Source organism: Agrobacterium sp. El2ro-1b (genome assembly GCF_048298475.1).
GTDB lineage: Bacteria > Pseudomonadota > Alphaproteobacteria > Rhizobiales > Rhizobiaceae > Agrobacterium > Agrobacterium fabrum.
Map to the genome: position 1 here is coordinate 1,529,536 of NZ_CP103459.1, position 21,103 is coordinate 1,550,638.

The window sequence follows — 21,103 nt, forward strand, 5'->3', positions numbered from 1 at the left end:
GTTTCTGGCATCTGCAGACGCTCCAAAATCCATGTCTTTGAAATAAAATAAATATTATCGATCAGAATAGCATTGTCGGCGAGAATGAAGCCTATTGCTTCCCTTCGCCGTCATTTAAAACTGCTTAAAACGGTAACACGGGAGAGGTTCTTTTCGCAACACCGCATGACTTTTACCGCGCCGCGAAAAAAATCACTTGAAATGCCGCCGGTTCCCGTGCTTTTTGAAAAGTAGATTTTGGTAATTCATATTTTCAAACATTAGATCCGCTCCGGTGCCTTTATTTTTTAAAGATATCTCACTGATCTCCAGCATTACGGGGAGACAAACGAGCCGGGATGGACGCCATACATTTTCGATGAAGGAAAATAGAGCGTATCCGTATGAGAATTCTCCATCTTAGCAGTCTTTATCCGCCGCATATCGTTGGTGGATGCGAACGCTCGGTCGAACATCTCGCCGAGGAACTCGTTTCCATGGGCCACACGGTCGGCGCCGCCTGTATCGAGCGGCAGGCCGAACCGAGAACGGTGCGCAACGGCGTCACCGTCTACCGCATGTTCCATAACAACGACTTCTGGCTTGAGGACTGGCCGCAATATTCGCCGCAGCAGAGGCGTATGCAGAAGCTCAAGCAGCAGTGGAATTTCGACGTCGAAAAGCAGTTCGAGGCCGTTCTCGACGATTTCAAGCCTGACGTTCTCAACACCCATTCGCTGCTGGATGTGACGACGCTGGTGTGGCGGGCGGCGCAAAAACGCGGCATTCCGATTGTTCATACGATCTGCGAATATGATCTTCTCTGCGGCAATGCCGCCATGTTCAAGGACGGCAAGCCCTGCGAGCATATCCATCTCGGCTGTCAGGTGGTGAATTTCTCCAAGAAATTCACGCAGCGTTCCATCAGCGCGGTGGCAAGTGTCGGCACCGAAATCCTCAAGACGCATGTCAATCACGGGCTTTTCCATCACATTCCGGAAAGCCTGCGCCGCGTCATCTTTTATTCCTGCACGGTGCCGGGCGGCGACCCTGTCGCACGCCGGCAGATCGACCGGACGGGCCGACCGCTGACCTTCGGTTACATCGGCCGCATCAACACCGAAAAAGGTGTCGGCAACATGGTCGATGCCTTCAAGGAAATCGGCCACGGCAACTGGCGCTGTCTGGTCGCCGGCCACGCCATGGACGATTCCATCGAGCGTTTCACGGCACAGGCCGGCGATCTGCCGATCGAGTTCGTCGGCTGGGCAAAGCCGAAGAAGTTTTTCGAAGAGATCGATGTGCTCATCGTCCCTTCCTTTTGGGCCGAGCCTTCGCCGCGCACCATCTACGAGGCCTATGCCATGGGCGTTCCGGTCATTGGCGCAGCCTCGGGCGGTATTCCCGAACTGATCGGCGAGACGAACCATGACTGGCTGTTCGAACCGGGCAATGTTGCCGAGCTTGCGGACCGTATCCGCCGGGTTTTGACGCTGTCGCGCGAGGAGCTGCCGACGGAAGCCGATTTCGGAAACATCGTCGAGGAATCCACCTCGCGGCGCGTCGGCGAAAATTACGTGAAACTTTATGAGGACGTGCTGGCGAAAAGCAGGGAAGGCCGAACCTTACGCGCATCCTAGACCGGCAACGGACCCGATCCGTTGCAAGCGTTTCTTCCAAGGAGAAAGCACATGGTAGAAGGCAATATCGGCGCCGTCCGTTTTCCCATGCCGGACTTCGGTCGTTTTTCTGCCGCTGAAATCGTCGCCCTGCCGCGACCGGCCTTTCAGGCGGTGGGTTGATGGCGGAGCAACATTCGATAGGCAGCGCTGCCGTTACCGGAGTCTTCTGGTCCATCGTCCAGAACTGGGGCGGCAAGCTTTTCACCTCCATCCTCTTCATCGTCCTCGCCCGTTTCCTCAGCCCCACCGATTACGGCATGGTCGCGACCGCCGGGCTGGTGCTGATGCTGATCCAGATGATATCTGAATTCGGTTTCGGTGATGCGATCGTGCAGAAGCGCGATCTGGAGCCTAGTGACGTCAATCTGCCATTTTACGCGTCGGTTGCGGTTGCGACGCTGCTGGCCATAACCGTCTGCGTATTTTCATCGGAATTGGAACGCTGGTTCGACGTCGAGGGGCTGGCGCCGATCATCGTGGCAATCTGCATATTGCTGCCGCTGAACACGGCTTCGCTGTTTCAGGAGGTGAATTATCGCCGCGCACTCGCTTTCAAGCCGCTGGCGATCCGAACCTTCATTTCGAACATCGTCGGTGGCGGTGTGGCGATTGCTTTCGCAATCATGGGCCTCGGCGTCTGGAGCCTGGTGGTTCAGACCTATGTCGCAACCATCGTCACGTTGATCTGGCTCTGGCGAAAACCGCACTGGCTGCCGGGCACCACGCTCAATCCCCGCAGCTTTGTCGAACTGCTTCGCTTCGGCACATCGGCCCTCGGCCTTCGTATCGTGGATTTCGGCGCCACCCGGCTGATCGATTTCATGATCCTCGGGCGCTACGGGGTTGCGCTTTTTGGTCTCTATACCGTCGGCAGCAGGCTCTACCAGCTTCTCATGCAATTGCTCCAGGCGGCGCTTTACGATGTTTCGCTAACTGTGCTTTCGCGCATCTCGCACGAGCGCGAGCGGATGGCGGCGCTCTACAAACAATCGATCACCATGTCGGCGATCTTCTCTACACCGATCTTCGTGCTTTCGGCAGCGCTTGCGCCGGAAATATGCAAAGTGCTGTTCGGTGCCAGGTGGCAGGGTGCCGACGGGGTGGCGCAACCGCTGCTGCTGCTTGGCGCGCTGCAATGCGTCCAGTTTCAAAACGCGCCGTTTCTGTCTGCGCGCGGCAAGCCTGACAAGGTGCTGATCGCCGGAAGCGTAAAGGCGATTTGCACGATCCTGCTCATCCTGCTGGTGCCGACAGACAGCATCCGGGAAATCGTCATCGTTTATGCCTTCGGACAGCTGACCTCGACACCCTTCACATTTTTCTTCGTCGCACGCGAACTGGGCATCTCGCTGTGGAGGATATTCCTGCTGCTCCTGCCGAGCTTTGCCTCCAGCGGCTTCTGCTTCCTGCTCGTTCAGTGGATGCGCCCGGAGATCAAGCTGCTGGGTGCCGGCGATTTCATATCCGGCATCCTGCTCGGGTCCATTTTCGGCGTGGCATATCTCCTCCTTCTGGCCCTGACGGCAAGGGGCGAGGCCCGGTCCGCCATCGCGCTCATCACGGGCAAAATCATGTCCCGAAAGGAAAGCAAATGCGCAAGCTGATCAAAAAAATGCTGCCGGCCCCGCTGCGCCAGAGAGTGGTGAGCTATATCGAGCGGCGCAACCGGGATATCGCCTTCCGGCAACTCTTTGACGATCTGCAGGCATTGAAGGCTGGCATGAAGCCCATCGCTGCCGGCGGTCCGTTGCGCCGGCTTTTGATCGTGGCCGGTGATCCCATCACCCTTTTCGGGTCGCTGGGCGATGATGCGATGATCACCGCGACGCTGCAACATGCCCGTGCCAGCAATCCCGATGTCGAGATCGATATCCTTGTCGATGGCATGGCTTATGCCGATGCCGCCTATCAAAGAGGCTTCCTCCCCGTCGATATCTTCAGCAAGCCCGATTTCATCAAGGCCCTGGCCCAGCAGTTCCAGACCCGGCAATATGATTGCGTGGTCGTCGTCGGTGCGGATGTCATGGATGGATATTACCATCCGCTGGTCAGCGCGAAACTTCTGGCAAGTGCTGATCTGGCCGCGGCTGCCGGCATCAAAAACGTCATCCTCGGCTTCAGTTTCAATGAAACGCCGCATCCTGATCTGGCCATGTTCTATCGGTCGCTTCACCCGGAATGCTCGCTGAAGGTGCGTGACGTTATCTCGCTCGAGCGCCTGCAATCCTTCGCAAAGACCAATGCGGCGCTTGTTGCCGATTCCGCCTTCAGCCTTGTGCCTTCCGAGCCCGATGAGGACACGCGGTCCTGGATCGCGCGAAAAAAGGCGGAGGGATACAGGGTTATGGGTTTCAACCTGCATCCCATGCTGTTCAAGAACGCGGATCGCGCGCAGACCGAGGCGATCATCAGGCATGCGGCGGAGGCATTGCAATATGCAGCCGATGCGCGGCCCGTGTGCTGGCTGCTTATCCCGCATGACTACCGCGACAATGTTGGCGATCAGGCCTATCTCAAAGCCATAACCGAACTGGTCCCGGGAGCGCGAGCCGACAGGGTCCGATATCTCGATGGCAAACGGTCGGCACCCGTTTTGAAGGGGATAGCAGGCCAGCTTGATGGCCTCGTCAGCGGGCGCATGCATCTTGCCATCGCCGCGCTCGGCAAGGGTGTTCCTGCAATCTGCGTCGCCTATCAGGGCAAGTTCGAAGGGCTGTATCGGCATTTTGGCCTGTCTGCAGCCAATCTGCTTTCACCTGCCGCATTCCTGACCCAGGATGGGATAAAGAAGGCGCTGGTGGAGTTTATCGATCAATCCGACGAGATTCGTGAACGTGTCGGGAAAAAGCTGCCGGATATTCTTGCGATGTCCAAGGGCAATTTTCAGGTGTTCGAGACCTTCACGGCACGGGCCTGAGTTCGTTCATGAAGGTCGCTTTTGTCTCGGCATTTCCGGTCGTTCCTGCCAATGAAGGCGCGCGGAGCAGGATTCTCCAGCTGACGCGTGCCGTGCGCAGCCTCGGCCACGAGGTGCATTTTGTCCATGTCGATGGCACGATTGTTGCCGATTTCGATCGGGCGGGGCACGAGGCGGAATTCGGGCCGGATCACCTGCACCTTGTTTCCCGGCAGGCAGGCGGCTTGAAGAGCAGGCTTGCCGGTGATTTTGGTTTCGACATCGGCTTGACGGCGTTTCGCGCCGTCCGAAAGGTCCACCGGCTGCTTGGCCGCGAGAGTGGCTTTTATAACCACCTTGACGAGTTCTATTACCCGGAAATCGGCAGGCAGGTTCGGGATATTCAGCGTCAGCTTGGCATCGATGCCGTCATTGTCGAATATGCCTTTCATTCGCGGGCATTTCTGGGCTTGCCGGATGATGTGCTACGTATTCTCGACACCCATGATTCCTTCGCCGACCGACATAAGGCCTTCATCAACACCGCGAACAAATACGGCTATTGGTTTTCGGTTCCGCCCAAGATGGAATGCAAGGCTTTCCGCCGTGCGGATGTGGTGATCGCCATCCAGGAAGACGAGGAGCGGACGTTCAGGCAGCGGCTGGGCACAGAGCCGCCGGATGTTGCAACCGTCAGTCATATTCTCGATCTTGACGGAAGAGTGGAAGACCTCAGTTCGAGCGACTTCCTGTTTCTTGGTTCCAGCAATGACGCCAACATCATTTCCCTGACGGGCTTCCTTGACAACGTCCTGCCGATCGTCAGGGCGACACGGCCGGATATTCGCATGGTAGTAGCTGGCAGTATATGTGGCAAGATCGGGGAAAGGGAGGGTGTAGTCAAACTCGGCCGCGTGGACAGCCTGAAGGAAGCCTTCACCCGCGCGCCACTGTCGATCAATCCCATCACGCTTGGAACGGGTATCAACATAAAATTGCTCGACGCTCTCGCCGCAGGGGTTCCCACGATCAGCACCCGGACAGGCGCGAGGGGGCTTTCGGACCGATATCGGCGTGGCGTGGTCATTGTCGGCGATGATGACCATCAGGCATTCGCCGACGCAATCCTGCAGATGGCCGCGAGCCGGGATCAGCGGCAGGAACTGGGAAACAAGGCCTTCGAGGACGCCATTGAGTGGAATCGTCGGCAGATGGCGGTCCTTGATGATATTCTGACCGGCAGGAAGCCCGGATAAGGTATGAGTTTTCCCGTTCGACGTCGTCCCCGCCGAGGGGACTGATAATCGGTGATGCCATGCCGGGTGCGCCGAGGGTTGTTCTCGGTGGGCGGATCGATGTATTCAGGGGCCGGATCGTCATTTGAACCCGCTGGTATATGGAAACGTCGCTTTATCTGCCCGTCAAAGGCTTTCTCGAAAAGGCTGGTTACACCGTCAAGGGTGAAGTTGGTGGTTGCGACCTCGTTGGCCTCAGCGACGACGACCCGTCTGTTGTCGTGATCTGCGAGCTGAAACTGAGCTTTAATCTGGAACTTATCCTGCAGGCCGTCGATCGCGCGGCTATCGCAGACGAGGTCTGGATCGCGGCGCGGGTTTCGGCCAAGGGCAGGGGCCGTGAGGCCGACAAACGCTACCGCGATCTCTGCCGCAGGCTCGGGATCGGCATGCTCGGTATTTCCGATACCGGCGATGTGAGCATTCTCGTCGGCTCCGTGACCCCCATGCCGCGCACCAATCCGAAACGGCGCTCCCGGCTTATGCGCGAACACCAGAGGCGGCGCGGCGATCCGGCGGTTGGCGGCAGCACACGCGCACCGATCATGACCGCCTACCGCCAGCAGGCTCTCGGCTGTGCGGTCGCGCTGGTGTCTGGCCCCCTGCGCGTGCGTCAGATCAGGTCCAGCGTACCGGATGCCGGCAAAATTCTGCTTGCGAATGTCTATGGCTGGTTCGAACGGCTCGATCGGGGAGTCTATGGCCTGACCGAGGCGGGGCAGGAAGCCCTGCAGCGATGGCCGCAACATGCAACATGACGCGTAACCGCGTGTGCCATAAACCGGAAGGCCTTCTCGGCCTTCCGGGCCTTGTCGAACGGCAGCGGCTTATTCAGCCGTTGCCTGAATGTCGACCTTGTCGAGCAGAAGCATCGGATTGTCGGAGGCGGCAACGAGATCCAGAAGGCCGAGGCCGTTTGCACCTGTTGACTTGACCATAACCGTCAGCGTTCCCGGGGTGCTGATGAAGCGGCCGAGCGCCTCCACCGCATTTTGCAGCTTCGGCTGTTCAGCCGCGACCTGCTGCAGCAGGGCACTTGCCACCAATGTCAGGGTGGCGCGAACCTCTGCCTCGGTCATGTCGTTCTGCAGGGCATAGAGCTTGACCGCCTTGGCCATCAAACCCTCGTCCTTGATTGTGAGTTTCACTTCGCGACCGGCCAGCCCGAAGAGCGCGGCCTGGGCCCGACCAATGTCGAAGGAGAAGAACTCTTCCGTAAATCCGCTCGCCAGACCGGAGAAATTGACGCTGCCAATATCCTTGCCACTGAAGAAGATTTCTCGGATCATCAGGTTGTTGTTCGGTTCGTCCCAACCTGCGGAGAGGCCATAAGACAGGGCGAGCGACTCGATCCCCAGCTTGCGCGCCTCAACGAAAACCTCCTCCGACGAGTCTGCCGGGATGGGGAGGGTAAGATCGTCCTGCCGGATTTTGATATCCGTCGGGATGCCGTTGAAGGGCTTCGTCAGTCCCATCTCGAAGTTCTTGAGCGTGAACTTGATGCGCTCCGGCGTGCCTTTCGTTTCCTCGTCGGTCTCTTCGTCCAACTTTTCGGGCGCAGCCACGTCGACATTGATGCCGCCGACGCGGATCGTTCCGAGTTGCGGTATCAGACGGTTGAACGGGAAGGTTTCAATCTCGGTATCATCGAGCCCGGCAAGCTCAGAAATTGCCTCGATCGACGAACTCCAGTCAAAGCCCTTGAGGCTTGCCTCATCGACTTTGATCGTGTCTTCGCCATTTCCCATCGACATGCCGTTCATACCGAAATCGATTTTGCGGCTGTCCATCTGCATGTCGATACGATCGACGGTGGCCTTAACCCTCTTGCCGGCCGCGCCCTCGCTTTCGTCGGGCGCATCCACCTTCAACCCGAGCATCTGCATATCGCTCTTGCCGATCATATCGATAATGGACAAGGCCTTCTTGAAGTAAGCCTGACGCTCCTCCGGTGAAAGCTCCTCGGGCTTTTTATCCGCCGTCAGGGCCTTCAGGGTGTCAATGAGCGGCTCCTGCGGCATGCGGGCGGTAAATCCATCGCTGCGGATTTCATCGTAGCTGAAATGAGCATCGCCTTCGGAAAAGGAAACCTTGTTGACCGAGACAGGTCCGTATAGCGGTTTTGCGTCCTTGTCGTCCGGACCGGCTTTGTCGGTATAGAGCCGGGCGAGATAAGCGACGTCGATATCCTGACCGGCGATGGCACCCGTCGACACGACCATATGCTTCTTTTCCATCGCGCCGCTGTTGTTCGGCAGATCCATCTGGATGTCGAAATTGGCATTGTCGATGGAATAACGGGCGATCCGGCCGCCGGCGATATCAGAGAAAGCCACGTTCTTGTAAACGGTTTTCTGCTCGCTGGTCGTGATGGACTGTGTAAGGGTCAGTTCCGGCGTGGAGATGCGCGATGCCGCGAAGCGCTCGATGCGCTTTGCCAGAGAATTGGCATTGCCATCGACGGCTGCCGCGGGTTTTTCAAAGGCGGCATTTTCGACGCGCGCATGCGCCATCGAGACTTTCCCGGCGGGCATATCGATATTGATGTCATTCATGTCCAGCGCGCCGTCCAGGAACGGCAATTTCGGACGTCCGTCGATGGCCGCAATCTTGATGTTTTTGCCGTCTTCAAGCGGCAATGTCAGATCGCGAACATGGATTTTCCCGAGGAAATCGACTTCCACGGAACCCGCCGTGGCACCGCTGCGGGCAACGATCTCGTTGACCTTGGCCTGGTAGAAGCTTTTGCCTCCCACGACACCTGCTGCAGCGACAGCAATGATCGCAACCGCCGCCCATAGAACCTTGCGCCGGCCCTTGCCGGTCTGGGTAGTTGTCTGTTCCAAGAATTCGTCCTCTGTGACGCCAAATGAGCTATGCGCCTTTTAAGCACGCAAAAGTTGCTTCGCAAGCCGCTGTTAAGGGAAAACCAGCGCGTATTTCGCGTAAATTCTAACCGACCATCGTGTCGACGAGACAGCCCCCAATAATCGAGAATTATTTTTTGCAGTCGGCAACTGAGGGGGCGTGAGGCCGTTTTCTCTGCGTTGTCCAACTCAAGAGGCCCATCCTCATGAAAAAGCTGATCATTGCAGGCGCTGCGATACTCCTCGCAGCGGGAACCGCCTTTGCCCAACAGCCGCCACCGCCGCCGCCCGGTCCAGCGGATGGCATGGCCCGCCCAGATGCACCACCACCGCCTCCACCCCCGCCCCATCCCGGTCCGAAGGATGCCGGTCCCGGTGAAGACGGACCACGCGGCCATATGCCGCCGCCGCCTCCCTCGAAAGGCGCACATTTCCGCCTTGAGCAGGGTGACATCAAGATTGATGTCAAATGTGCCGATGACGAGCCGATGAAGGCGTGCTCGGACATCCTCATGCAGCTGATCGACAAGATCAACGAATAGTCGACCTGAGACCGAAGCGGCGCAAATAGCGCCGCTTCATGCCACTCTCACAACGTCCTGAGCGTGTCAGAGAAGCAACGTTGCTAGCGACGCCAGCAAGGCCGGTGTCATGACAAGGGCGCCCAGTTTGAGGAAGTCGAGCGCGCTCACATGCAGGCCTTCGCGGCGGAGCGCGGAAAGCCACAGGATGGTTGCAAGCGACCCCGTGACCGACAGGTTCGGCCCGAGATCCACGCCGATCAGGATGGCGGCGGTGACATTGTCCGGCACCTGTGCAGCCTGAACGGCACTTGCGGCGAAAAGACCAGCCGGCAGGTTGTTGACGAGGTTTGAAAAAAGCGCGACGGCAACACCGCCGATCCCGATGGCCTGTGCCTCGGAATGCACACTCAGCGCCTTCAACTGTTCGGCGACGACGGCGGTAATGCCCGTATGGCTGACGGCTTCCACGATGACGAACAGGCCCGCAACGAGCGGCAGCACACCCCAGCTCACATCCTTGATAATCTCCACCGGGTTCTGCCGCACGATAGCAAGAACGAGGATAGTCGTGATCACGCCGGCAAGGAAGGTCGGAAGGCCGAGATCCATGTGGAATGCAGAGGCTGACAGCAGCACGGCGGCGGTTGCCAGCAGGCCGACGCCCGCCAATTTCGCTGGCAGGCTGAGGGTCGGGCGTTCCACCCGATCCGCGACGGTGTCTTCCGCCAGAACACGCCGCTGCGACCAGTAAAGCGCGAGAAAGGTGACAACGATTGCCGCAATCGACGGAAGCAGGAAGGTGTCCAGCCAGCGGGACAGCGGCGGCATCTCGCCGCCGGCGAAAATGACGAGGTTGGCCGGATTGGAGATCGGCAGCACGAAACTCGCCGCATTGGCAATGAAGGCGCAGATATAAAGGTAAGGAAGCGGGTCCTTGACCCTGGCAGCGCGGCAGGCCGCATAAACGGCGGGCGTCAGGACGACGGCGGTTGCATCGTTGGAGAGAAGCGCGGTGACGATGACGCCGATCAGGTAGATCAGCACGAAGAGGCGTCGCGACGACCCTCTGGCGTAAGAGATCGCAACGGCGGCGACCCAGTCGAACAGACCTTCGCGCCGGGCTAGCTCGGATAGCAGCATCATGCCGGTCAGGAACAGGTAGACGTCGAGACCTTTGATCACCCCCGACCAGACTTCCGCAGGCGTCAGAATGCCCAGGGCGAGGATCAGCAGCGCTCCAGCGACTGCCCATACGGCCTCGGGCCACCGGAACGGCCTGATAACCACCCCTGCCGCAGTCGCGACCGCAATGGCCGACGTGTAATACGCAGCGCTCATGTGTTTCCTTGATGCTGGTTGTTGAGGTTGATCCGGTGGCGGGTTGCGTCTTGTTATTTCAGTATTGTTCTTCGCGACCGGGCGGCCTGTCGAGAAGAAAGGAGATCACCGGCGTCCTATACAATGTTGGAGGCTGGCTGACCAGAAGTCTGCCGACAATTACACAGCCGGGAAGGCTGGTACTGTTCCGCGCTTGAGGCTTCTGCATGTATGTCCAGCGGTTGCAATCGGTGGGGAGATCGTGCTTGTTCACTGTTCAAACGGCATCTGCGTTCTCCAGCGTGAGCAAATGCCGGTACCGCCCGCCAGCTGGCTCACTGCATCGAGGAGTAAGGCATGAAAAAGCTTATCAACGATCCATCCACCGTTGTCCGGGACATGCTGGAGGGCGTCGTGGCGCTCAGCCCGGAAACCATTCTGCTTCAGGATGAGAACGTGGTCATATGCTCCGGCCTGCCCGAGGCGGAAAAGCGCAAGGTGGCGGTGCTTTCCGGCGGCGGCAGCGGACACGAGCCGGCTCATGCCGGTTATGTCGGTGCGGGCATGTTGACGGTGGCGGTGGCGGGCGATGTCTTCACCTCGCCAAGCACCGATGCGGTTCTCGCCGGCATCAGGGCCGCGGCCGGCCCTGCCGGTGCGCTCGTCATCGTGAAGAATTATACCGGCGACCGGCTGAATTTCGGACTGGCGGCGGAGCTGGCGAGGGCTGAGGGAATCCCTGTCGAGATTGTTGTCGTCGCCGACGACGTTGCCTTGAAGGATACGGTTCCCGCCGATCGCCGCCGCGGGATTGCGGGGACCGTGCTGGTGCACAAGCTCGCCGGGGCCGCAGCGGAAAAGGGGCTTCCTCTTCAAGAGGTGGCCCGCATCGCCCGGGACGCTGCCGCCACGCTATCTTCCATGGGTGTCTCGCTGGGCTCCTGCACGCTGCCGGCTGTCGGCAAGCCGGGCTTCGTGCTGGGCGAGACCGAAATCGAAGTCGGGCTCGGTATCCATGGTGAGCAGGGCGTGCAACGGATGCCCATCGCCTCGGCTGACGCGCTGGTGCAGCTGGTGATCGAAATGATCGAAGCCGACGGCAAGCTCGCTGGCGGCGATCGCGTCGCGCTGCTGGTCAACGGCCTGGGGGCAACGCCGCCGATGGAACTCGCCATCGTCGCACGGTCGGCGGTCGCGCGGCTGGAGGCGAAAGGCATCGTCGTGGAACGTGCCTGGGCCGGCACCTTCCTTTCAGCCCTCGATATGCCCGGGTTTTCGTTGTCGGTCATGCAGGTTGACGACGCGGCGCTCAGCCTCATCGATGCGCCTACCGAGGCTGGCGCATGGCCGCGCGGCGGTGCGGTGAACCGCGAACGGGTTCTGCCCTCGGCAAACGCCGAAAAAACCGTGGTTTCCGCAAACAAGATGACGGCGGCTGGCGAGCGGCTGCGTTCGGGCGCAGAACGGGCCGCGAGAGCCTTGATCGCTGCGGAGCCCAGGCTGACGCAACTCGATAGCGTCGCGGGTGACGGCGACCTTGGCGCCAGCATGGTGCGTGGCGGCGAGGCGATCCTTGCGCTGCCGAAAGAAAGCTTCGGCGACGTCTCCGATGGATTGATGGCGATGGCCAATGCGATGCGCAAAGCCATCGGCGGAAGCTCGGGCCCCTTCTATGCGACAGGCCTCATGCGCGCGTCGCGCCAGCTGGCAGGGGTCGATGAGCCAACGGCACGGCAGATGGCGGAAGCATTCGTGGCGGCCGTTGCGGCGGTCTCGGAACTTGGCGGTGCGAAACCGGGCGATCGCACGATGATCGATACGCTTTATCCGGCAGCGGAAACCTTCAGGGATAAGCTTGCGACAGGCATCTCGGCAGAAGAGGCCTGGCAATCCGCCGTGGCGGCTGGCGAGGTGGGCGCAGAGGCGACGGCTTCGATGAAGCCACGGCTCGGGCGCGCAAGTTACCTCGGTGAGCGGGCCGTCGGCCATCCCGATGGGGGCGCGGTCGCCGTCGGCATCTGGCTCAAAGCTATCGAGGGCGCGATCTCGTGAAAATCTGACGGCTCAGCCGATCAGGTGCAGGCCTGCATCCGAGAGCCTGAGAATGGTGAGCCTGCCCGTGGTATAAGCGCCGGTGTCGATGCCGATACGCTGCGGGCCGGTCTCCGGTTGCTCCACTGTCGTGTGCCCGTGGACGACGAGGAGGTCCAGTCCGGCTCCCTGTGAAAGGAAAGGTTCACGGATCCAGAGCATGTCCTCATCGGTCTGCGCCTCCAGCGGCAATCCCGGTCTGAAGCCAGCATGCACGAAGATATAGGAGCCAATGCGGGCATAGACGGGCAGGCTGGACAAAAGCTGGCGATGGGGCTGCGGGATCGCGCCGAGCAGCGCATCCCTGAATGGCTGCTGCCTGAGACGGCCCTTGTGCACGAAATAGTCGATATCGACCCCGTAAGACAGAAGCGTCTGGCGACCGCCGAAGTCGAGCCAGTGCATATTCTCCTGCGGATTTTTGAGAAAGTCGTGGAAGAGCTGCTCATGGTTGCCGCAAAGGGCGATACGGCGAAGCGGCGCGGGCGGCGCTTGCAGCAGATGTTCGAGAACGCCGCGGGAATCGGGCCCGCGATCGACATAGTCACCCAGCAGGATGACCAGCGCGGGGGAGGGTTCTGGCTCCAGATCGGCAAGGATTTTCCGCTCCGCCTGCAAGAGCAGGTCGAGGCTGCCGTGCACGTCGCCAATGGCGTAAATGGGGAAGGTGGCCGGCTTTTCGCCAAGGTCTATTCTGCGCCGCCTCCGGTCGTCCCGGGGGGCTGGTTGCTTACGACCGCGAATCCAGTTGAATACCTTGGGCATAGCTGCGGATACTGTCTCTCCAGCACAAGGTCAAGGGCGTTGGAAACGGCTGCCGCATCCTGCGCCTAAGCTACGTCGCAGCCTCCTCGAATGAAGCCCACAAGCATGGATCCGGCGGTCTAGAGTTTCAGCCAGATGCGCGGGTTTTCGTGTGACTGGATCTTGATCCATTTCAGATCAACCGCTTTCCAAGGTTTGACGACATTGGTGCGGTTATCGAGCACGAGATCGCCCTGGCTGGTGCTGACGACCAGGACGGCATGGCCGATGCCATCCGTCGTGCGCGCCGTTGCGATGCGCAACGCGCCGGAGGGCCAGCCGGCGCGCAGGAGGCGCTGCCGCTTGGTCACCGCGAAATCATCGCAGTCGCCGCTTGCCGGGTTCAGCTTCCAGTCGTCTTCGCCGTCCTGCTCGCTGGCGTAAATGATCGATGTGTTGATCTCGGCGTTGACGCGCTGGAGTTCCACGCGTTTCTGTTTTGTCAGTTCCACCATGTCGCCATCACCGATCCGGACGCATTGGTCGGCGGCGCTGTCGCAGAATTTCGCAAAGGCAATAGGCGCGATGGTCGGGCGGCTTGTTGGCATGAACTGGCCGGGACGCGCGGCACCCGGCTTCTGGGCGAGGCCGAGCGGTGCGGCCGATGCCGTTGTCGCAATGGTTGCCGCCACGCCGGCAGCGACGGCAAAAATCTTTGCCAGATGGATTTTTTTCATCGCCATGTCCTTGCCCCTGCACAATTGTCTTCTCTTGTGCCTGGCACCATAGCGGCCCATTCTTGCAGGCCGTTTAAGTCGATGGATTGCATTTTAACGAAATCAAATTTTCTCAACGCTGGCTGAAATCGGTCGGTAAGGAGGGGGGCGGCGCTCACTTGCAGCGCGTTCGGCCTTCGCTGTCGACGATACAGGTCTGTTGCGGGACGGCCTGCCTCAGGTCGCGCCGTGTCTCGGGTGAGGCGCCGCCTGCCGGCGGCCGGTCATAATTTCGCTCAACCTTGAAATTGCGTCCGCCGATTGTTCCCTGCGCGCCGCCGCGCCCATCCGGCGTTACTTCGAAATTCTGGTATTGCTGGGCGTGGGCGCCAGCTGCCAGGCCAACCATGACGGAGAATGCCGTCACCGCCAGGCTGCCACGCATTATCGTCGCTTGCCGCATACGCAACATCATGAGCGTTTCCTCGAGCGAAGAAATTATGAATGCCAGCGGCGCCGCACATTTGCCACGGCAGGCGCGCATTGATTTCCCGTTGAAGGTCATCATACCACCGATATTGCGTCCGCCGTGAGAAGGATTTGTGTCTGGCCGAATCGCCGTCCTGCCGCATCGGCCAAAGATACCCCATGGCGATGGATCGCCGGTCTTCAGGAATGCGAAAAACGGCCTTTCCGGGGCTTAAAAATTAAGCTCTTTGCCGCTGCATTTATAGGCTTCACAATCCTGTAACAACGGACCTAATATACAGGTGCAGATGCCGAATCGATCAGGAGAAGCCCTTGACGATTGCAGTTTCACCACAGGCCCTGCCGGCGCTCGTTCTGAACGCAGACTACAGGCCACTGAGTTATTACCCCTTGTCGTTATGGTCCTGGCAGGACGCGATCAAGGCTGTCTTTCTAGACCGTGTGAACATCATTGCAGAATATGATCACGCCGTGTCGTCACCAAGCTTTTCCATGCGGCTGCCGAGCGTCGTCAGCCTCAAGACCTATGTACAGCCCACCCGCAACCCCGCCTTCACACGCTTCAACGTTTTCCTTCGGGACAAGTTCGAATGCCAGTATTGCGGCACGCGGGACGAATTGACCTTCGACCATGTCATTCCCCGCGCGCATGGCGGTGAAACGACGTGGCACAATGTCGTGGCGGCGTGCTCTCCCTGCAACCTTAGAAAAGGCAGCAAGCTTCCCAAGCAGGCGGGCATGTTTCCGGCACAGAAGCCCTTCCAGCCAACGGTTCAGGATCTGCACAATAACGGACGGTTGTTCCCGCCCAACTATCTGCACGAAAGCTGGATGGACTATCTTTACTGGGATACCGAACTGCAGCCCTGACCCTTCAGGACTGCCACGCGGTTTTTCCGCTTACCGGCTTTGACGGCTCGCGCCAAAAAAGGCGACTGCCGCAAGCGCAATGCTTGCGATGACATTCCAGCCCGCAAAGGAAAGGCCGAGCACCCGCAATGCGGCGTCGTTGCAGGAGGGTGCCTTGATGGCGTTCAGATTGCCCAGGAGATCGCCGGCATTGGTGGTGATGGAAGGAGCGCCGGTCGCGCAGGTGATCGGGCCTGCCCAGAAACCCCATTCCACGCCGGCATGATAGACGCCAAGCCCTGCGCCGATCAGCATCGCCACGCCAATTAGCGCAAGAAGCAGCCGGGTGATCTGGGTCGGCAGTTTGAAGATGCTGGTCGCAATGGCCAATATGCCCAGCGGAATGGCGTAATAATAGGGATCGCGCTGCAACAGGCAGAGCGCGCAGGGCGTGTAACCGCCAATATGCTGGAAACCGAGGGCGGAGCCGACGGTGAAGATCATTCCCGCCGTGACGCCGAGAGCGGCGAGCGTGCGGCTGTTGTCGGCGGTGGTCGCATTGGCCATGTTGTTTTCCTCAAACTTCGCAAAGAAGCAGATATCCCGGACGGGCTTTCAAAAAGGCGGGCGTGATGGCGAAATTAAGTCGCCGGTTTCCACGGTGTAACGGGATTCGTCTAATCCAGTCCGCTGCGTCTGGCAAATGAAAGCTCGGCAATGTTGGCGGGATGTGCAAGCAAAGTTTCGTGAGTGCGCCGACGGTAAAATGGCACTCCAGGCCAGACATGCGCCTTTACGGCGACCGCAGTCGCCGCTGGAAGGCAGTCTCACCTTGCAATGATGAGACATGCCATCAGCATTCGGGCAGGCGGAAGCTCGGAGTGATGAGACCTATGCCTGGTGGAGGCGGGCTTCGCTCTCTTCAGAGTGATGGATGAGAGTCATGATATCGTGGCTCATATCGGCATAGACGCCATTGTTTTCCACGATGCCTTTCACCCTGTATTGGTCCATCACGACGATGCGATCGGCCAGTGCCACCATTTCCGGCATGTCGCTGGTAATGACGAGAATGGCGGTGCCGTTATCTGCCAGTTCGCGCAGCAGATCATGCAGATAGGCCTTGGTTTTGATGTCGATGCCGACGGAGGGTTCGTCGACGATCAGCAGTTTGACATCGGCGGCGAGCCATTTGGCGACACTGATTTTCTGCTGATTGCCGCCGGATAGATTGCCGACGGTCTGGCTGAGGCTTGGTGTCTTCACCTCCAGCTTTTTCAGGAAAGGTGTTACCGCCGCACGGATGCGCCCATCCGAAAGCACGCCGAACGTATTCGAGAGTTTACGCCAGATGGGGACGCCCGCATTGGCAAGAACCGAGTGCTGAAGAATGAGGCCATCGCCTTTGCGGTCTTCGCTGACATAACCGACGCCGTAGTCGTGGATGGCTTCGGCAACGGAGCGGATGCGGGCTGGTCGGCCCGAAATACGCAGGTCGCCAGAGGTGACCGCGAATTTGCCCATGATCGATTTTGCAAGTTCGGTGCGCCCGGCGCCGACCAGCCCGTAAAGGCCGACGATCTCGCCCTTGCGCACGGACAGGCTGATATTGTGGTGACCGATCGCGGTCGATACGTCCTCAAGTTCCAGCACCATCGGATGGTGTTCGACCGCGCGTTTGCGCCAGCCGCCGCCGCTTTCGGCGCGTCCGATCATCAGGCGGACGAGATCCTGACGTCCAAGGCCTTCCATCGAGCGGCTTTCGCAGGCATTTTCACCATCCCGCAGAACCGTTACCCGGTCGCAGATGTCGAGAACTTCCTCAAGCTTGTGGCTGACGAAGACGAGACTTGCGCCATCATCGCGCAGGCGGCGCAGAATGCGGAAGAGATTGTCCGTTTCGCTTGGCGTCAGCGATGTCGTCGGCTCATCGAGGAGCAGTACACGGCTCTGCAGAGAAAGCGCCTTGGCGATTTCCACCAGCTGCATCTGTGCGACGGAAAGCTCCGATACCGGCGTTGCCGGATCGATTTCCAGATTGAGCGCCTCAAGCCAGCGGCGCGCATCGCGGTTCAGCGCGGCGTAGTCGATGGGTTTGAGATAATGGGCGCCGAGCTTTTCCATGTGGATGTTCTCGGCAATCGAGAAGCGCGGAATAAGGTTGCGCTCCTGATGGACGACACCGATGCCGCGGGCAATCGCCTCGCGCGGATTGCTGAAACGCACTTCCTGCCCATCAACAAGGATCTGGCCGCTGCTTTGATGATGGACACCGGTGATGACCTTGATCAGGGTCGATTTGCCGGCGCCGTTCTCTCCAAGCAGGGCGTGGATCGAGGCGGGTTGCAGCGAAAGATTGACGCCCTTGAGCGCCCGAACGCCGGGAAAGACTTTTTCGATGTTTCGTGCCTGAAAAACGGGTTGCTTGTCCATGATGTCAGGCCTTCCCTGTCTTTTTGCCGAGATGCGTTTCGCGCAGGCGGTTGATGCCGACGGCGGCGAGGATCATCGCGCCCAGCACCACCTGCACGAGGAACGGATCGATGGAGAACAGCACCAGCGCCTGGGTGATGATGGCGACGATGACGACGCCGAGCAGGGTTGCCCCGACACTGACATGGCCGCCCGCCAGTACCGCGCCGCCGATGACGGGGGCGGCAAAGGAGAGGATGAGCCAGTCGTCGCCGATGGAAGGCTGGCCGATCTGCAGGCGGGAGACGAGCAGGATGCCCGCTACCGATGCCAGAAAGCCGGAAATGCCATGCGCCACGATCACCGTCATGCGCACCGAAATGCCGGAAAGCTCCGCCGCATGGCTGTTGCCGCCGATGGCAAGGATGAAGCGGCCTATCGGCTGGCGTCGCAGCATGAACCACAGGGCGAATGCGATGACGATGGTCGGGACTGCGAGCCACGGAATAGGCCCGGCAATGAGGGCCGAACCGAAGTCTTTCACCGCTTCGGGTATGCCATAGAAAGGCTCCGCCCGTGTGATGCCGAGGTTGATGCCCTTGTAGATAGATAGTGTCGCAAGCGTGATGACGAAGGCGGATATGCCGGTGATGGCGATCAGCAGGCCGTTGAGCATGCCGCAGACAATGCCGATCAGCACTGCGGCTATGGCAGCCACCGGCGCCGGAAGCCCCCAGACCTGCATCAGGCCCGCAAAGGAAATTGCCGCAAGGCCGCCGATAGCACCCACGGAGAGGTTCATCTGGCCGATGGCGATAATGATCATCTGCGAAAAGGCGATGAGCGCATTGACCGAGATGGCCAGAAGCAAAATCTGAATGTTGAAGGACGACAGGAAGTTGGGGCTGAAGCCACGGATCACTACTATTGCCAGCACCGTGACCAGCAGGGGGCCGAACCAGTCGGTTCTGGCAAGGCGTAGAAGGGTGTTGTCGGTTGTCATCGTCCAGTCCTCAAGCCAGATTGCGCCGGGCGAGATAGCTTCGCCGCGCCTTGTCCATCAAAACCGCCAGCAACAGCAGCAGGCCGAGAAATGTCTGGACCCAGAATTCACCGAGCTGGAGCAGCAGCAGGCCGCTGGTCAGCATGGTGACCAGAAGTGCGCCGAGGCAGGTGCCGAGCACCGAAACCTTGCCGCCCTGCAACAGCGTGCCACCGAGGACGGGGCCGAGAAAGGCTGGCAACAGCCAGTCCTGCCCGAGCTGGCCGGCCATGGAAGGAATGGCCGCTCCCGTGCGCGTCACCAGCATCAGGGCAGCGAGTGCGGCAAGCAGGCCCGACAGCATATGACAGGCAATGAAGATGCGGTCGACGCGGATGCCTGATAGTTCGGCTGCTTCCGGGCGCGCACCTGCCGCCAGCATTTCGCGGCCGAGAACCGTGCGCCGGTAGAGAAAGGAAAGCGCAAGGGCGGTTGCCAGCGTCACGAGAAGCAGCGGCGAGAAATAGGTCGCGAGCTTCATTTTTCCGAAGGCAGCAAAGATCGGCGGCAGGCCACGATAGGCTTCGGCCCGCGTCAGGAAGATCATCACCCCAAAAAAGATGCTCATGGTGGCGAGTGTGATGATGAAGCTGTGCAATCCCGTGCGGATGACGGTCCAGCCGTTGATGAAACCGAGCGCTGCGCCTGTGGCGAGGCCGCCGATGAGCGCGAGCGGCCAGGGCACGCCAAGCACCTCGATGAGATAACCGCAGGCCATGGCCGCCGATACGCCGATCGCGCCAACGGCGAGATTGAGACCGCCGGTCACGATCACCGCCATCATCGACAGGCCGATCATGATGTTGATCGCCGCACTTCGGCCGAGCGTGAACAGGTTGAAAGGCGAAAGGAAGCCGCCGGCCGCCACGCCGAAAATAACGGCGAAGACGACGATCAGCAGAATAAGGCCGAATTCATTGGTGAGGAAAAAACGGCCCTGCGAAAGGCTGGACCCCATTCGTTCCTCGGCCTCCTGCACGCCTTTTGTGAGCAAACTATCGTTCACGGTCATGAAACTGTTCCGGTATTGGTTCGGCCTGAGGCACCTCTCCGGGTGGCCTCGACGTGATGCTACCGCCGGAAGACGTTTTTCCGGCGGAGCTGGTTGCCGGGCGTGGTCGTCAACCGCCCGGCAACCGCCAAAGGCTTGCTTATTTGCAGCTCAGATACGTCGTATCGAAGTTTGCGAGCAGCTTTTTGGTCTCGGCGCGCATGGCGTCCACGTAGTTGTCGACCTTGGTGGCATCGACATAGGCGGTGCCGGAATCGATGAACTTGGTCGTCAGTGCATTGGACTTGAACGGTGCATCTTCCTTCACCTTGCAGCCGGACTGCAATTTGCTCAAAGCGAAGGAGCCGACATAACCCTGGCCATAGGGGTTTTGCAGCATCGTGCCATCGACGAAACCGTCCTTGATCGCCTTCAGCACCACTTCGTCGTGGTCGATGCCGACCATGTGGATGCGCTTGTCGCCGATCTTGCGCAGCGCGTTGGAGGCGACAACTGCCGGAACCCAGGCCGTGGTGACGATGCCGTCCACTTCCGAGGCGTGAGCGGCGAGGTAGGCATTGATCTTTTCTTCGGCCGGCTCCGGCGCGTCGATATCGGCGATGACCTGCACGACCTCGGCGCCCGCTTCATCAGCCGCCTTCTTCACGGCATCGATGCGCAGCTGGGTGTTGGGGTCGACAAGGAAGCCGGTGAAATGGGCGATGCGTTTTTTGCCCGTTCCCATTGCCTTGATCAGTTCCTTGGTGCCGAGATAAGCGGAATTGCCGGTGTCGGTGCCGAGGCAGAAGGCGGCGGGTGAGGGGTCTTTGAAGCAGCCGGCGCCGGCAATCACGTTCGCGCCGTTGCCGGTCAATTCTTCCGCTGTCGAGACCGCGCCGACGGGATCGCCGGGGAAAATCAGGAAGCCGTTATAACCCTGGCTCAGAAGGCTTTCGAGAAGCTGGTTCTGCTGCGCCAGCTCCCATTTCTGCGGCACCTTGTAATCCGCGCCCGCCAGACCAAAGTCCTTGGCGGCGTCTTTTCCGGCCTCTTCCCAGGCGGCGAAATAGGGATGTGGACCACCCGGAACGAGGGCGACCTTGCTGGCGTCCGCTGCCTGCGCAACACCGCAGGCTCCAGCGCCGATGATTGCGGCAGCGACGAGGCTGCGCATGAAATGCGTCATGTTTTTCTCCTCCATGAAACGGT

Annotated in this window: 18 protein-coding genes; 8 read left to right on the forward strand and 10 right to left on the reverse strand. The window is 59.7% G+C overall.

Annotated features, from left to right (window positions below):
* Positions 1-383 precede the first annotated feature (383 nt).
* The 5 genes from NYR50_RS21130 (at position 384) to NYR50_RS21150 (ending at position 6,610) form a co-directional block, all read left to right on the forward strand.
* Positions 384-1,619, forward strand: coding sequence for a glycosyltransferase family 4 protein (locus NYR50_RS21130; protein WP_174010024.1), 1,236 nt, complete (start codon positions 384-386; stop codon positions 1,617-1,619).
* Between the two features lie 161 nt (positions 1,620-1,780).
* Positions 1,781-3,265 (forward strand): lipopolysaccharide biosynthesis protein, encoded by a 1,485-nt coding sequence (locus NYR50_RS21135; protein WP_418138020.1) that lies wholly within the window; start codon positions 1,781-1,783, stop codon positions 3,263-3,265.
* Positions 3,253-4,578, forward strand: coding sequence for a polysaccharide pyruvyl transferase family protein (locus NYR50_RS21140; protein WP_418138021.1), 1,326 nt, complete (start codon positions 3,253-3,255; stop codon positions 4,576-4,578). The genes NYR50_RS21135 and NYR50_RS21140 overlap by 13 nt, the downstream gene beginning before the upstream one ends.
* 8 nt (positions 4,579-4,586) lie before the next feature.
* A complete protein-coding gene (locus NYR50_RS21145) occupies positions 4,587-5,813 on the forward strand; it encodes a glycosyltransferase family 4 protein (protein WP_174010021.1) in 1,227 nt (408 codons plus the stop codon).
* A 140-nt stretch (positions 5,814-5,953) separates the two neighbouring features.
* A complete protein-coding gene (locus NYR50_RS21150; protein ID WP_174010020.1) occupies positions 5,954-6,610 on the forward strand; it encodes a DUF2161 domain-containing phosphodiesterase in 657 nt (218 codons plus the stop codon).
* 69 nt (positions 6,611-6,679) lie between these two features.
* On the opposite strand, the gene NYR50_RS21155 is transcribed toward NYR50_RS21150, so the two are convergent.
* A complete protein-coding gene (locus tag NYR50_RS21155) occupies positions 6,680-8,698 on the reverse strand; it encodes a hypothetical protein (protein WP_174010019.1) in 2,019 nt (672 codons plus the stop codon).
* A 227-nt stretch (positions 8,699-8,925) separates the two neighbouring features.
* Here NYR50_RS21155 and NYR50_RS21160 point away from each other — a divergent pair, with 227 nt between their 5' ends.
* Positions 8,926-9,261, forward strand: a complete 336-nt coding sequence (locus NYR50_RS21160) for a hypothetical protein (RefSeq protein ID WP_092771578.1) — start codon at positions 8,926-8,928, stop codon at positions 9,259-9,261.
* A gap of 66 nt (positions 9,262-9,327) precedes the next feature.
* Here NYR50_RS21160 and NYR50_RS21165 read toward each other — a convergent pair whose 3' ends face one another.
* Positions 9,328-10,581, reverse strand: a complete 1,254-nt coding sequence (locus NYR50_RS21165) for an arsenic transporter (protein ID WP_418138022.1) — start codon at positions 10,579-10,581, stop codon at positions 9,328-9,330.
* 336 nt (positions 10,582-10,917) lie between these two features.
* Between NYR50_RS21165 and NYR50_RS21170 the strand changes: the two genes are divergently transcribed.
* Complete coding sequence (locus NYR50_RS21170) at positions 10,918-12,612, forward strand: dihydroxyacetone kinase family protein (RefSeq protein ID WP_174010016.1); 1,695 nt, start codon at positions 10,918-10,920, stop codon at positions 12,610-12,612.
* Positions 12,613-12,624: 12 nt separating this feature from the next.
* Here NYR50_RS21170 and NYR50_RS21175 read toward each other — a convergent pair whose 3' ends face one another.
* The 3 genes from NYR50_RS21175 to NYR50_RS21185 all read right to left on the reverse strand — a co-directional run bounded on the left by NYR50_RS21175 (position 12,625) and on the right by NYR50_RS21185 (position 14,586).
* Positions 12,625-13,416: a metallophosphoesterase family protein gene (locus NYR50_RS21175; RefSeq protein ID WP_174010015.1), complete on the reverse strand. Its 792-nt coding sequence runs from the start codon at positions 13,414-13,416 to the stop codon at positions 12,625-12,627.
* 119 nt (positions 13,417-13,535) lie between these two features.
* Positions 13,536-14,138 carry a transglutaminase-like cysteine peptidase gene (locus tag NYR50_RS21180; protein ID WP_174010014.1) on the reverse strand — a complete coding sequence of 201 codons (603 nt, stop codon included), beginning with the start codon at positions 14,136-14,138 and terminating at the stop codon, positions 13,536-13,538.
* A gap of 148 nt (positions 14,139-14,286) precedes the next feature.
* On the reverse strand, positions 14,287-14,586 hold the full coding sequence (locus NYR50_RS21185; RefSeq protein ID WP_418138023.1) for a hypothetical protein: 300 nt from the start codon (positions 14,584-14,586) through the stop codon (positions 14,287-14,289).
* Between the two features lie 326 nt (positions 14,587-14,912).
* Here NYR50_RS21185 and NYR50_RS21190 point away from each other — a divergent pair, with 326 nt between their 5' ends.
* Entirely contained in the window at positions 14,913-15,470 is a 558-nt protein-coding gene (locus tag NYR50_RS21190; protein WP_080813864.1) for an HNH endonuclease, read from the forward strand.
* A 30-nt stretch (positions 15,471-15,500) separates the two neighbouring features.
* On the opposite strand, the gene NYR50_RS21195 is transcribed toward NYR50_RS21190, so the two are convergent.
* From NYR50_RS21195 to NYR50_RS21215, 5 genes are all read right to left on the reverse strand, one after another.
* On the reverse strand, positions 15,501-16,016 hold the full coding sequence (locus NYR50_RS21195) for a disulfide bond formation protein B (RefSeq protein WP_174010013.1): 516 nt from the start codon (positions 16,014-16,016) through the stop codon (positions 15,501-15,503).
* A gap of 324 nt (positions 16,017-16,340) precedes the next feature.
* Positions 16,341-17,882 carry a sugar ABC transporter ATP-binding protein gene (locus NYR50_RS21200; RefSeq protein WP_418138024.1) on the reverse strand — a complete coding sequence of 514 codons (1,542 nt, stop codon included), beginning with the start codon at positions 17,880-17,882 and terminating at the stop codon, positions 16,341-16,343.
* Positions 17,883-17,886: 4 nt separating this feature from the next.
* Positions 17,887-18,864 (reverse strand): ABC transporter permease, encoded by a 978-nt coding sequence (locus tag NYR50_RS21205; protein WP_174010011.1) that lies wholly within the window; start codon positions 18,862-18,864, stop codon positions 17,887-17,889.
* 10 nt (positions 18,865-18,874) lie between these two features.
* Positions 18,875-19,915, reverse strand: coding sequence for an ABC transporter permease (locus tag NYR50_RS21210; RefSeq protein ID WP_174010010.1), 1,041 nt, complete (start codon positions 19,913-19,915; stop codon positions 18,875-18,877).
* A gap of 139 nt (positions 19,916-20,054) precedes the next feature.
* Positions 20,055-21,095, reverse strand: coding sequence for a sugar ABC transporter substrate-binding protein (locus tag NYR50_RS21215; protein ID WP_174010009.1), 1,041 nt, complete (start codon positions 21,093-21,095; stop codon positions 20,055-20,057).
* Positions 21,096-21,103 lie beyond the last annotated feature (8 nt).

Coding starts and splice junctions, on each gene's coding strand:
- NYR50_RS21170 (WP_174010016.1), top strand. CDS start 10,918: ATGAAAAAGCTTATCAACGATCCATCCACCGTTGTCCGGGACATGCTG.
- NYR50_RS21205 (WP_174010011.1), bottom strand. CDS start 18,864: ATGACAACCGACAACACCCTTCTACGCCTTGCCAGAACCGACTGGTTC.
- NYR50_RS21210 (WP_174010010.1), bottom strand. CDS start 19,915: ATGACCGTGAACGATAGTTTGCTCACAAAAGGCGTGCAGGAGGCCGAG.
- NYR50_RS21185 (WP_418138023.1), bottom strand. CDS start 14,586: ATGATGTTGCGTATGCGGCAAGCGACGATAATGCGTGGCAGCCTGGCG.
- NYR50_RS21140 (WP_418138021.1), top strand. CDS start 3,253: ATGCGCAAGCTGATCAAAAAAATGCTGCCGGCCCCGCTGCGCCAGAGA.
- NYR50_RS21195 (WP_174010013.1), bottom strand. CDS start 16,016: ATGGCCAATGCGACCACCGCCGACAACAGCCGCACGCTCGCCGCTCTC.
- NYR50_RS21130 (WP_174010024.1), top strand. CDS start 384: ATGAGAATTCTCCATCTTAGCAGTCTTTATCCGCCGCATATCGTTGGT.
- NYR50_RS21145 (WP_174010021.1), top strand. CDS start 4,587: ATGAAGGTCGCTTTTGTCTCGGCATTTCCGGTCGTTCCTGCCAATGAA.
- NYR50_RS21135 (WP_418138020.1), top strand. CDS start 1,781: ATGGCGGAGCAACATTCGATAGGCAGCGCTGCCGTTACCGGAGTCTTC.
- NYR50_RS21165 (WP_418138022.1), bottom strand. CDS start 10,581: ATGAGCGCTGCGTATTACACGTCGGCCATTGCGGTCGCGACTGCGGCA.
- NYR50_RS21175 (WP_174010015.1), bottom strand. CDS start 13,416: ATGCCCAAGGTATTCAACTGGATTCGCGGTCGTAAGCAACCAGCCCCC.
- NYR50_RS21150 (WP_174010020.1), top strand. CDS start 5,954: ATGGAAACGTCGCTTTATCTGCCCGTCAAAGGCTTTCTCGAAAAGGCT.
- NYR50_RS21180 (WP_174010014.1), bottom strand. CDS start 14,138: ATGGCGATGAAAAAAATCCATCTGGCAAAGATTTTTGCCGTCGCTGCC.
- NYR50_RS21215 (WP_174010009.1), bottom strand. CDS start 21,095: ATGGAGGAGAAAAACATGACGCATTTCATGCGCAGCCTCGTCGCTGCC.
- NYR50_RS21200 (WP_418138024.1), bottom strand. CDS start 17,882: ATGGACAAGCAACCCGTTTTTCAGGCACGAAACATCGAAAAAGTCTTT.
- NYR50_RS21160 (WP_092771578.1), top strand. CDS start 8,926: ATGAAAAAGCTGATCATTGCAGGCGCTGCGATACTCCTCGCAGCGGGA.